8 protein-coding genes are annotated in these 12,994 nt (G+C 32.0%); 4 read left to right on the top strand and 4 right to left on the bottom strand.

Annotated elements, in window-relative coordinates; genetic code table 11:
• Window positions 1–335: 335 nt before the first annotated feature.
• Complete coding sequence (locus ST1E_RS01030; RefSeq protein ID WP_015389394.1) at window positions 336–1,796, top strand: Rne/Rng family ribonuclease; 1,461 nt, start codon at window positions 336–338, stop codon at window positions 1,794–1,796.
• Between the two features lie 5 nt (window positions 1,797–1,801).
• Here ST1E_RS01030 and msbA read toward each other — a convergent pair whose 3' ends face one another.
• Window positions 1,802–3,544 (bottom strand): lipid A export permease/ATP-binding protein MsbA, encoded by a 1,743-nt coding sequence (msbA, locus tag ST1E_RS01025; RefSeq protein ID WP_015389393.1) that lies wholly within the window; start codon window positions 3,542–3,544, stop codon window positions 1,802–1,804.
• Between the two features lie 389 nt (window positions 3,545–3,933).
• Window positions 3,934–7,422, bottom strand: coding sequence for a DNA polymerase III subunit alpha (gene dnaE / locus ST1E_RS01020; protein WP_015389392.1), 3,489 nt, complete (start codon window positions 7,420–7,422; stop codon window positions 3,934–3,936).
• Window positions 7,423–7,600: 178 nt separating this feature from the next.
• Here dnaE and argA point away from each other — a divergent pair, with 178 nt between their 5' ends.
• Both argA and ST1E_RS01010 read left to right on the top strand, forming a co-directional pair.
• Window positions 7,601–8,953 carry an amino-acid N-acetyltransferase gene (argA, locus tag ST1E_RS01015; protein ID WP_015389391.1) on the top strand — a complete coding sequence of 451 codons (1,353 nt, stop codon included), beginning with the start codon at window positions 7,601–7,603 and terminating at the stop codon, window positions 8,951–8,953.
• Window positions 8,954–9,006: 53 nt separating this feature from the next.
• Window positions 9,007–9,282, top strand: a complete 276-nt coding sequence (locus ST1E_RS01010; protein WP_015389390.1) for an oxidative damage protection protein — start codon at window positions 9,007–9,009, stop codon at window positions 9,280–9,282.
• A gap of 14 nt (window positions 9,283–9,296) precedes the next feature.
• Here the strand turns inward: ST1E_RS01010 and rpiA are convergent, their stop codons facing one another.
• Window positions 9,297–9,986, bottom strand: a complete 690-nt coding sequence (rpiA, locus tag ST1E_RS01005; RefSeq protein WP_015389389.1) for a ribose-5-phosphate isomerase RpiA — start codon at window positions 9,984–9,986, stop codon at window positions 9,297–9,299.
• A 32-nt stretch (window positions 9,987–10,018) separates the two neighbouring features.
• A complete protein-coding gene (locus ST1E_RS01000) occupies window positions 10,019–11,314 on the bottom strand; it encodes a DNA recombination protein RmuC (protein WP_235043592.1) in 1,296 nt (431 codons plus the stop codon).
• Window positions 11,315–12,003: 689 nt separating this feature from the next.
• On the opposite strand from ST1E_RS01000, the gene dctP reads away from it, so the two are divergent.
• Window positions 12,004–12,990: a TRAP transporter substrate-binding protein DctP gene (gene dctP / locus ST1E_RS00995; protein WP_015389387.1), complete on the top strand. Its 987-nt coding sequence runs from the start codon at window positions 12,004–12,006 to the stop codon at window positions 12,988–12,990.
• Window positions 12,991–12,994 lie beyond the last annotated feature (4 nt).

The raw sequence follows: 12,994 nt of genomic DNA, 5'->3' as shown, positions 1-12,994 counted from the left end.
CAAAAAATGAACGGGGTCTTAGAGTATTTCTCTAAAACCATGTACATTATTGAGTACTTTTATCTAATTAGCTAAATGTAAAATCTTACATTCTAAAACTAGCATCAAGTACCCACAATTATCGATTGTTTGTTGTTAAAGAGCATAGTCCTGACAATTAATTACTTATCAGTTGCAGAAAAAGAATTCTCGCTCTTAATAAGAAAAATGTCAATATTTTTTTGTTGTCTAAAATTTTAAAACAACACAAACCTTTAATTAATGATTTGAATATGTCATTTTACAATGATTAGTATACTACCATAATTATTAACAACATAATTACTTTCTTTACCATGAACGATGATATTTTTATTAATGTTACCTCTTTTGAAACCCGCATTGCAATAATAGAAAATGGAGCAATCCAAGAATTACATATAGAACGCAACTCACAAAAAGGAAGAGTTGGCAATATATACATGGGAAAAGTTATCAGAGTATTGCCTGGGTTACAAAGTGCTTTTATAGACATCGGATTAGAGCGATCAGCATTTATACATATAATGGATTTGCAAGAAAACCGTAAAGAACGATTAAATTCTACAAACATAACTCAGATAGAAAAACTAATCTTCCCAGGTCAAACTATAATAACACAAATTATAAAAGATCAGATCGGTTCAAAGGGAGCTCGCCTAACAACACAAATTAGTCTAGCAGGAAGAGTGTTAGTATATTTACCAAATGAGGATCGCTTGGGAGTTTCACAGAAAATAAATTCAGAAGAAGGTAGGACTAATCTAAAAGATCGATTGAAATCGCTCATTGATAAAGAAAATGGAGGATATATAATAAGAACCAATGCAGAAGATGCATCAAATGAAGAAATTAGGTTGGATGTGAAATATTTAAATAAATTATGGAGTGATGTTTTATCACATTCTAAAAACAAATCAGAACCATGCATCTTACATGAGGACTTAGATATATCTCAGAGGGTTATAAGAGATATAGCAACTCCATTAACTAAAACGATACGCGTAGACTCCTTACAATTAACAAATAAGCTACTAGAATGGTCAAAAATATACGCCCCTTTTGTGATAAGCAAAATTCAGTATTATAAAGAAGAACGACCACTATTTGATCTTGCAAACATAGATCAAGAAATAACAAAGGCTTTATCTAGAAAAATAGATCTAAAATCAGGTGGATATATAATAATTGATCAAACAGAGGCAATGACAACTATTGATGTAAATACAGGTAAATTTGTAGGAGGTAAAAATCTTAAAGAAACAATTTTTCGTACTAATCTAGAAGCAGCACAAGCAATATCTCGACAATTACGCTTGCGTAATCTAGGAGGAATAATAATTCTAGATTTTATCGACATGGAAGATGCTAATCACCAAGAAATTGTCTTGCAAGAGATGCAAAAATACTTATCTAAAGATAAAACAAAAACCACCATTAGTGGTTTCACTAAATTAGGTCTTGTAGAAATTACAAGAAAAAGAACTAGAGATTCATTAAGGAACCAATTATGTGAAAATTGCCAAGAGTGCAATTCTCAAGGATATATAAAAACGGCAAAAACTGTATGTTACGAAATATTAAGGGAGATATTACAAGAATCAAGGCAATTTAACCCAAAAGAATTTCGTATTCTGGCATCACAAAAAATAATAGATCTATTTTTAGAAGAAGAGAGCCAGCACCTAACAAAGTTAGGCGATATTATACATAAACCTATATCATTATCAGTTGATAACAGCTATTCACAGGAAGAATATGATATTATATTGCTGTGATGGGTTTATTTGCCGTAAAATTGCATATTGTATAATGACGAATAGAGACCATTACTATTATTTAAAAGCTCTTCATGATTCCCTGATTCTTCAACAATCCCAGAATTTATTATCAAGATACGATCCGCATTACGTATAGTTGACAAACGATGAGCGACTATTAATGTAGTATGCCCCTTATCTAGAAGCTTCTCTATAGAATTCTGAACTTTTCTCTCAGATTCATTATCTAATGAAGAAGTTGCTTCATCTAATATCATAATTTGTGAATTTTTCAAAATAGCTCTTGCTATAGATAACCTCTGGCGCTGACCGCCTGATAACCGAATATCCCCAACCTTAGTATAAATACCATTCGGTAATTTTTTTATAAAATCTAATAAATCAACTGCATCTAATGCGTTATAAATTCGATCAATATTAATTTCAAATGGAGATCCATACCCTATATTTGCAGCAATAGTATCATTAAATAAAAAAACATCTTGAGATACAAAAGAAATATTAGACCTCAAGCTATGTAAATCATAATTATTTACATTAATTCCATTTATTAAAATTTTACCATGACTTGGATAAAGAAAACGTGGTAACATGTTAATCAAGGTAGTTTTACCGCTTCCAGATCTACCTACCAGAGCAATTGTTTTACCAGGATCCAATACAAAAGAAACACCTTTTATAATATAATCACAACTATCACAATATTTGAAAAATACATTATCGAATTCTATTCGACAACCTACCTTACTCTTATTAGATAATAATAATTTGCCATTGTTCATTTCTTCTTCCATGTCTATTAAAGAAAAAACACTTTCTGCAGAAACAATCATTTTAGGTAGTTTGCCAACAACATGCGTCAATCTACGCATTGGATCAGGTATCTGTGCTAGAGCCATTATAAATGAAATAAAACTGCCAGCAGTCATCATATCATTTTGTGCTTGATTTAACGCAATAGCTATTATTATAGACACTGATATCGCAATACACATATGGATTAATGGGCCTAAAGCGGCATCTGCAATTGCAGTTCTTAAAGCAAATTTTCTTAGTTTATCTACTACAATGCTAAATCTACGTCTTTCTTGATCATAACCATCAAATAGCTTAATAATTCGTTGACCATCAATAGAGCTAACAACTAAACTAGTGAAATCTGCATTCATATCTAATGCATTCTTACTTATTACACGTATTTTTTTAGTAAGTATTTTTATTATTAATACTATTATAGGCAACATAAATATGACAATAGTAGTCAAAATCCATGAAATGTATAATAATACTGCTAGAAGAGCAACTATTACTAGTGACTCCCTCACTATGGCAGCAATAACTTTGACAATTATGTTAGTAACACTACTTGCATCTATAGTAAAACGATTTAAAAGTCTGCCTTTATCCAGATGAGAATAATTTATATCCGATAATTCCAGAAGTTTTGAAAACATGTTTATACGCATATCATATAATATTTTGTTTGCTACATATGCCAACAAATAGTCACTAAGAAAATTACACCCCCCTCTTATAGATATAAGAAAAATCAGGATTACTGGGATGTGCAATAGAAAAAATCCTTCAGGAGAGGAAAAACCATCATCCATAAGCGGCTTCATCATAAGAGATAAAAGCGGTTGTGTAACAGCAGAACAAACCATTAAAACAAATGCTGCTAATAAACCAGACCAATGGCTCCGAGCAATCCTACTAAGTCTTCTAATTAAAAAAAAATCAGTCATTATATAGAATGCCAATCAAGTAAAATTTACAATTTAGCTGTGCTAACTGCATGATTAAAAACACATTTAACAAATCCCAGACAACTACATGAATAGCAAATTTTAACAAAGATACAAATTCCATGCACACAATGTATTACATTAAGAAGCTTATTTATTTGCAAATAATAAACATACGGTATTTTATGAGAAATCTAATGCTTATTATGTTAATATAAATACCGATTTATTTTTCGTTAGAAATCTAAAAAATACTCAGATTATAAAAAATGTTTCCTACTTAACGAAGATGCTTTATTTTTAAAAATTGATAAACAGCTCATGATATAGAATGAGTAAGTTGATAACTTAATACATATCATCATTGTATAAAGCTATGCAAATTTATATTAGTAAATAATATCAACAGATCCTTTGCCTTCAATAAAAGAACATAATCTTGATAAAAATTCATTATTCACTGTAACTCTCCATATATCACCTAGTTTTACAGTACATGAGAATTTGCTATCTAAATTTGTATATGCTAAATATATAGGGACAAGGTGTTTTTCTTGTTCTCTTTTAAAACAGAAATTCTCCAATAAGTCACGCAATAACTTTAAATCAATTTCACTATCTGTAGATATTCTTATAGCCCTAGACATATAAGTTCTAATATCATTGATACTATATATTTGTTCTACTATAGCTCGCAAATTATTTGAGTACGCATCATCACTGACAGCTACTTTAGCTGCTATTAAATTATCTTCACGCAAATCATTTTTGTTCTTCTCATAAAAATCTGTATATATTACTATCTCTACTTGAGCGGTCTCATCGTCAATCAAAGCTATAACCATCTTTCCACGACGAGTTGTTATAATTTTTATGGAAATAATTATGCCACATACCCACTGTAATTGTTTGCTTGGCCTTATTTTTGATAAAGTATTAGGAACTATCTGTCTTACTTCGTCACGCCAATATTCAAATAAATGACCACTGAAATGGTACCCCATTGCAGTCTTCTCTTCTGTAAGCTTGGTTAGCAAATCCCATTCTGTTATATTATTTTTTTTCTGTTGCAAACTAGGCATTTCTTTTTCATAATCATCTTCAAATAATGAAGATTGATTAATATTTGTATTCCTATGTTCTGCTATTTCCAATGCCGTATTTAATGAAGCTAAAACTTCAGATCTGTTAGAATTAGTAGAATCAAAAGCTCCTGATTTAATTAATGATTCTATTGCACGACGATTTAAAATCTTAAACATTCTATAGCAGAAATCAAAGATATCACTAAATGGTCCTTTATCTATCCTAGATTTCACAATATCTTCAATAGCAGATTTACCTGTTCCCTTAATTGCTCCCAAGCCATAACGAATAGCGATTTTATTATTTCCGTCAGATGAATCAATGACTGGATTAAATCTAAATTCAGAAAGATTTATGTCTGGCGGAAGAATTTTTATATTATTTTTTTTGGCATCATGAAATATTGATTGTATTTTATCTGTATCATCCATATCAGAAGACATGGTGGCAGCAAAAAATTCTGCTGGATGATGAGTTTTTAACCAAGCAGTTTGATATGCAATTAAGGCATATGCAGCTGAATGAGATTTATTAAAACCATATCCAGCAAATTTCTCCATCAAATCAAATAATTTTATAGCTAGGTCTGAATCATAACCATTACTAATGGCCCCTTTTTCAAAAATAACACGATGCTTAGACATTTCCTCTGGATCTTTTTTACCCATTGCTCTACGCAATAAATCAGCACCTCCAAGAGAATATCCACCTATTATTTGCGAAATAAGCATAACCTGCTCTTGATAAACTATAACTCCATAAGTACTTTTAAGAACACTTTCAAGATCCTCGTGGAAATAGTTTATACTTGACAGGCCATGTTTACGATTCACGAAATCATTTACCATTCCTGATTCTAATGGCCCGGGTCTATATAAAGCAAGAACAGCAATAATATCTTCAAAATTACTAGGTTTTAATCTTTTTAATAACTCTCTCATCCCTTTTGATTCTAGCTGGAAAACAGCCACTGTATTACCTTTAGATAATAGATCATAAGTACCTTTATCATCTAATGGTAATGACATAATAGAGAAATTATCCATTCCTTTATTACATTGCCGAACATATTTGACTGACCAATCAAGAACAGTTAAGTTTCTAAGACCTAAGAAGTCAAATTTAACAAGACCAGAGGACTCAACATCATCTTTATCAAATTGAGAAACAACACTATTTTCTTGACCTGGTTGACAATATAGTGGGCAAAAATCTGTCAGCTTTCCAGGTGCAATTAAAACACCTCCAGCATGCATACCTACATTCCGCGCTAAACCTTCTAATGGTTTGGCAATATCTATCAATGTTCTAACTTCTTCCTCTTTCTCATATCTATCTTTAAATACAGCGTCTGAATCTAAAACTTTAGATAGAGTCCATTGTTCGGATACACTAAAAGGAATTAATTTTGACAAGCCATCACATAATGAGTAAGGCATCCCTAAAACTCTTCCTACATCTCTAATAACAGCTTTGGCTCCAAAAGTTCCAAAAGTCGCTATCTGACTAACAGCATCATAACCATATTTTGATTTCACATAGTCTATAACACGATCACGATTATCTTGACAAAAATCAATATCGAAATCAGGCATCGATACACGCTCAGGGTTCAGAAAGCGCTCAAAAAGCAAATCATAATCCATGGGATTGATATCAGTGATGCCCAAAGCGTATGCAACTAAAGATCCAGCACCAGATCCACGACCTGGACCTACTGGAACTCCATTCTTTTTACCCCAGTTAATGAAATCTTGTACTATTAAGAAATATCCAGCAAACCCCATCTGATTAATGGTTACACACTCCTCACGTAGACGATTGTAATATGCATTTTTACTATCATCATTTATTTTATCAATACCAAGGAAATCAAGTCTTTTCTTTAATCCTGCTTCTGCCATAGAAACTAAGTAATCACTCAGTGAATATCTAGAATCTATCTCAAATTTTGGTAAATTAGGAACTCCCAAACGAAGAGTTAAATTGCAACGTTTAGCTATTTCAATAGTATTGAATATTGCTGAAGGTATATCAGAAAACAGATCAAACATTTTTTTCTGAATTAAAAAATATTGCTCTTTCCTAAATCGACTAATTCTTTTTGAATCTGAAAGATGAGAACCTTCAGCTATACATACTCTAACTTCATGAGATTGGAACTCACTATTTCTTAGAAATTGAATAGGGTGAGTAGCGACCACAGGTAAATTTAATTTTGAAGCTATTTCTAATGCTGCATGATTATAATTGTCCTCCCCAGGAAAACCTACTCTCTGTAATTCTATGTAAAAAGAATCAGGAAACATTAATTTCCACTGATTTGCTAAATCTAATGCCAAAGCATAATTATTTATTTCTAGAGCATATGCAATATCACCTAGAGGACCTCCTGAAAGGACTATTAAGCCATTATTACCAGATAACCACTCCTTACGTAGTTCAGCTCTACCGTTATACTGATTACATAAAAAAGATTTCGTAAGCAAAGAACATAAATTTAGATAGCCTTCCTGATTACAAACAAGCAATAAAATCCGAAAAGGCCTATCTCTATTTTTATCATTAGTTAGCCAAACATCACAACCAATTATAGGTTTTATACCTGAAGCGCGAGCAGTTTTATAAAATTTTATAATGCCGAAAACATTAGATAAATCTGTTAGGGCAACAGCAGGTTGATTAGAATCTTTTACTAAATTAATCAACTCTTCTATTCGAACTATACCATCTACAATAGAGAATTCTGAATGTACACGTAAATGCACAAAAGATTTAAAATCATAAGACATAAAAAATACCAGTTCCTTTACTGATCACTAGCTAACGTATATTTAATAATCTTTAAATCAAAATAACAAATAAGTTTAAAGTTAAAATAAATTGTTTACACAATATAAAAATAACTATTATTATCGTATTTTATATTAATAATTTGTTATTACATTATATTAATTAGGTATTGTATATATGGAAGCAGATAGATATAACACATGTGAGAATCCGCAAACACAATTCGTTAGGTGGTTTAGAGAAGTTGCGCCATATGTGCATGCATTTAGAGGGAAAACCTTTGTTATAGCTTTCGATGGAGATTTGATTCAGTATGGAGCACTTAATACTCTTGTTCAGGATTTGTCTTTATTATCAGCTTTAGGAATTAAACTGGTGCTAGTACATGGATCAAGACCTCAAGTCAACGATCAATTAAAGCTGAAGGGAATATATAAAATATTTGACAGAGGACTAATGGCTCCAACAGATGCAGCAGCTCTAGAATGTGCAAAAGAAGCAGCTGGTGAAATACGGTTAGATATTGAGGCATCTTTTAGTCAAGGATTACCTAATACCCCAATGTCTCATTCAAAAATCAAGGTGATATCAGGAAATTTCGTTACAGCAAGACCTGTTGGAGTACTAGATGGAGTAGATTTTCTACATACTGGAAAAGTAAGAAAGATAGATGTAGAGGCAATAAATTTTGCAATTGAAAAAGTATCTTCTGTTGTTTTATTATCTCCATTAGGGTTTTCACCTACAGGTGATGCGTTTCATTTAGCTCTTGAAGAATTAGCAACAAGCACGGCTGTAGCACTAAGAGCAGAAAAACTTATATTCTTATCAAATTCTAATGGAGTTCCCAATGATGACGGATCTATAGACACAGAATTGGCAAGAGCGGATGCCGATGTACTTATTAAATCTAACAATCTAGATGGAGAAACATGTGAATTTCTAAAATATGCCTCATTAGCTGTAAAAAAAGGAGTAGCAAGAGCTCATATACTTTCCTACTCCTTGGATGGTAGTGTACTATTAGAAATATTTACGCATGATGGCGTAGGAACCATGGTTGTTGAAGATAATCTTGATGACCTAAGGCCTGCTACAATAGATGATGTTGGGGCAATAATTAGTCTGATAGAGCCTCTAGAAACAGATGGTACTTTAGTCCCTAGACCAAAAAGTCTAATAGAACGTGATCTGGAAAAATTTACTGTGCTTGAGCATGATGGTGTAATATATGGCTGTGCTGCATTATATATGTTTCCTAATGAACAAATGGCAGAACTAGCATGTTTAATAGTTCATCCAGAATGGCAAAGTACAGGAGAAGGAGAGCTTCTATTAAGGCATATTGAATCTAGGGCCAAAAGTTTTGGCGCTAGGCGCATATTTGCACTTACTACAAAAACTTCTCATTGGTTTTTAAAAAGAGGATTCGTTCAATGTGGAATACAAGATTTGCCAAAAGAGAAACAAACTAGTTATAACAGATCACGTAATAGTCTGATTTTTATAAAGAATATTAAACATGACTAAACTGCTATAACAAGAAATACATTTTTTTATCAATTTATTTTAGGCTATTATTTATGGGTAGAATTGTTAATTGTATCAAATTAAAAAGAGAGCTAGCAGGTCTAGATAATATTCCTTATCCAGGACTTCTTGGAGAGCGCATATTCAATAATGTATCTAAGGAAGCTTGGCAAGAGTGGATAAATATCCAAACCCGCCTTATAAATGAGAATCGCTTGAACCTAGCTGATCAAAAGTCTAGAGAATTTCTTAAAAACAAAATGGAAACTTTTTTATTCGAAGACCAGAATATTGAAATTGACGGATACACCCCATTGTCTAATGACTAATATCATATGAGGAATCAACTTCTGCGAATTAGTTGTATTCCCATTTCTGTAGCCAAAATCAATACATCTGCCCTATTTATTGCAAATAAACCATTTGTGACAACACCTGGGAAATTATTGATCTCTTTTTCTAAATTTAATTGATTTTGTATACGTAAATTATAAACATCAATTATCGAATTTCCATTGTCAGTTATAAAACCATCTCTAAGTATCGACTTCCCTCCTAATGAAGCTATTCTCCTAGAAACAGAATTGATAGCCATAGGTATAACTTCTATAGGCAAAGGAAAACTACCTAAATGCTCAACTAGTTTACTCTCATCTGCTATACAAATAAATTTATCTGACACAGAAGAAATTATTTTCTCTCTAGTTAGAGCTCCGCCACCACCTTTTATCATGCAAAGAGATCTATCTATCTCATCTGCTCCATCTATATAAAAAGGTAAGCTACTAACATCATTAAGATCCAAGACTCTTATCCCACAAGATAATAATTTAAGTCTAGTCCTCTCAGAACTAGCCACAGCGCCACCAATATTGCTACGAAAGACCGCTAGCTCATCAATGAATAAATCAACTGTAGATCCAGTTCCAATACCAATAAAAAAATTATTATCTAAAATGTAAGGCTTTATAAAATCTATAGCAGCCCTAGACACTTTTTGTTTTAAATCAAGTTGCCTTTTATTAGTATTCATATAAGCATCATCATAAAAAATGTATTTTAAAATTAATCTTTATGTATATCTTCAGATAATTGGACTGCTTCAGTATTATCAGGTAGAATTTCTAAAGACTTCAAGTTGTTAAGCATAGCACGAGATCTTACTTCTGTTTGGCCTAATTTATTACTAGCTGTATCTAAAGTTTTCTTAACGCTAGCCAAAGACTCACCAAATTTACTAAATTCTGTCTTGACTGCCCTTAATATATTCCATACTTCTGATGACCTTTTTTCAATTGCAAGAGTTTTAAAACCTATTTGTAAACTGTTAAGCAAAGCCGCTAAATTACTTGGCCCAACTACATTTATATGAAGATTAAACAATTTATCAAATAGCCCTGGATAGCGTAAAACCTCTGCGTAAAGACCTTCTGTTGGAAGAAACATTATTGCAAATTCTGTTGTATAAGGCGGTTCTATATATTTTGATGAAATATTACGGGCCTGTAATTCTAGTGCTTTTGCTAAAGCGTTAGATGCTGATTTAGAAATTTCCATATTGGCGCTATCATTTGCCTCTATCAATCTTTCATACTCTTCTTTTGGGAACTTGGAATCTATAGGGAGCCATATAGGGGATGATTCTTTGCTGGAACCTGGTAGTTTTATAGCAAACTCAACAAATAAATCCTTATTAGGGATAATCTTAACGTTACGCCCATACTGATCTGGAGTCATAATATCTTCTATTAATCTTGAAAGCTGTATCTCTCCCCATGTGCCACGAGTTTTTACATTATTCAAAACCCTCTTTAAGTCACCAACCCCAACGGCTAAATTTTGCATTTCACCTAATCCTTGATGAACTGCTTCTAATCTCTCAGAAACCTGCTTAAAAGACTCTCCTAACCTCTTCTCCAAAGTTGAGTGAAGTTTTTCATCAACAGTATATCTTATTTCATCAAGTTTTTCTGAGTTGCTGTTTTGTAAGATTTGTAATCTATTTTCTAAGGTATACCTAATTTCTTTAGTACGTCTATCATTAATCTCTATTAATCCCTGCAATTTTTCTGTAAAACTGTCAGAAAATTTCATGAAAGATGAGGTTGTTTCTGAACGATTTGATCTGGCATCACTACTTAAAGTATCTCTCATAGAGTCCTGGAAAGACTTAAAATCGACCTGGAAAATCCTTGCTAGTTCTAATATATCATTACGATATAATCTGTGTGACTCTATTATATCCTCGTGCAAGCGACGTTCGAAACTTGAAAGTTCATTAATAATATTTTCTATGTTCTCAAAGCTGAAATGCTTTAATTTAATCAACGTTTTTATAGCGATAAAGCAGTTAATTAACATAAAAAGATATAGCAAGTATAATGAGATACAATTAATTGTCATTGGTTATCAGCACAAATATTACGAAAAACAACTATATCGCACTATTTTACAATTAAAAAGAAAATTAGAATGATTGCTATTTACTTTGTTATATAAAACCACATAAATATAACGCTGAATATAAAAAATTAAGATCTATTGATATTTTTTATAGACAAAATCTTTGATATATAAAAAATATAGCTCTCTCTAAAGACAAAAACCATATTTCATACTGTTTTAGATATCATTTTACCAGGAATATTTAATTTAAATAAAATGCTTAAGGTTGCACACCAACACAAACTACTGTCAATTATTGTATAATCTTTACAGATGATAAAGTTTTTTATAAATAAAGAAATGATGAATATACCTTATATAACAAATAATTTATAATCAACATTATTTTAATAGCGTATTTTTACATATTAAATGGTATAGTAATTGCTTTTGTTTGAATTGAGAACAATAAAACAATTTAGATAAATATATAATATTCTTTTAAGAATTAGTATGCATGAAGATTTTAAAAAACAAGTGAGATGTGCGTATGTCTTTTATCCATATTTTATAGAGTACTTTGGGACAATATGAAGACATTCATTTTTTAGAATATCTCTGTTTGATTTTTTAAAAACTTCTTTTGATTTTTCAGGAGTAGATGAATGCGAAATGTTTGGCTTAATTGGATTGCATTAGCCGTATTAGCGGTAATAGCTGTTATGCCTGCATCTGCGGCTGAGACTAAGTTAAAACTAGCTCACGCTCTATCTAGCACTTCTCATTATGGGGCGGGGGCTAGTGCTTTTGCTAACTCTCTAGAGACTGTCAGTAAAGGTAAATTTATAGTAGAAAAATTTCCTAATAATAAGCTAGGTTCTGAGCATGAAGTGATAGAGGGATTACAGTCCGGTAAGATTGACTTAGCTGTTATATCAACTAGTGCTGTTATGGATTTGATACCAGAAATAGGCATGTTCGATATACCGTTTCTAATGCATGATCTACAGCATGCCAGGAATGTATTAGATGGACCTATCGGGAAAAATATTCTTTCTAAATTTCCAGAAAAAGGAATTGTTGCTTTGGCATGGGGAGAACAAGGATTCCGTCATCTAACAAACAATGTCAGACCTGTTTTAGTACCAGAGGATGCCAAGGGTTTGAAAATACGCACACCTCAGAATTCTATACATGTAGCTGGATTCGATTATATAGGGATATTACCGGTACCGATGACTCTAACAGATGCTATTAAAGCTCTTAAGGATGGAAGTATTGACGGACAGGAAAATCCACTATCCGTGATAATTGCAACGCAAATGTACAATATGCAAAAATATTTATCTCTCACCGGGCATGTATATGCGCCAGCTTTAATACTAGTATCATCAAAATTATATAAACAACTATCATCTACCGATAAGAAATTTTTTCAGAAATCTGGACGTGCTGCCTGTTTGAAAATGCGTGATTTTGTAGACGATATCGAGAAAAGAAGCCTCGATAGATTGAGGAAGGAAGGAATGCAAGTAACTGAAGTAGAAAGAGCTAGTTTTGCAATGGCGATGGAACCAGTTTATGTTGAATTTTACAAAAAATTTGATAAAAGAATAATAGACGCAATACCATTTCAAAGAAAATTCCAGTAATTGA

It is taken from the genome of Candidatus Kinetoplastibacterium galatii TCC219 (genome assembly GCF_000340905.1).
GTDB classification, from domain to species: Bacteria; Pseudomonadota; Gammaproteobacteria; order Burkholderiales; family Burkholderiaceae_B; genus Kinetoplastidibacterium; species Kinetoplastidibacterium galati.
This window is presented reverse-complemented; position numbering and strand designations above follow the sequence as displayed.

What these genes read in the sequence shown, in the direction of transcription:
- ST1E_RS01010 (WP_015389390.1), top strand. Translation starts at nt 9,007, where the DNA reads ATGGGTAGAATTGTTAATTGTATCAAATTAAAAAGAGAGCTAGCAGGT.
- dnaE (WP_015389392.1), bottom strand. Translation starts at nt 7,422, where the DNA reads ATGTCTTATGATTTTAAATCTTTTGTGCATTTACGTGTACATTCAGAA.
- ST1E_RS01000 (WP_235043592.1), bottom strand. Translation starts at nt 11,314, where the DNA reads ATGTTAATTAACTGCTTTATCGCTATAAAAACGTTGATTAAATTAAAG.
- argA (WP_015389391.1), top strand. Translation starts at nt 7,601, where the DNA reads ATGGAAGCAGATAGATATAACACATGTGAGAATCCGCAAACACAATTC.
- dctP (WP_015389387.1), top strand. Translation starts at nt 12,004, where the DNA reads ATGCGAAATGTTTGGCTTAATTGGATTGCATTAGCCGTATTAGCGGTA.
- rpiA (WP_015389389.1), bottom strand. Translation starts at nt 9,986, where the DNA reads ATGAATACTAATAAAAGGCAACTTGATTTAAAACAAAAAGTGTCTAGG.
- ST1E_RS01030 (WP_015389394.1), top strand. Translation starts at nt 336, where the DNA reads ATGAACGATGATATTTTTATTAATGTTACCTCTTTTGAAACCCGCATT.
- msbA (WP_015389393.1), bottom strand. Translation starts at nt 3,544, where the DNA reads ATGACTGATTTTTTTTTAATTAGAAGACTTAGTAGGATTGCTCGGAGC.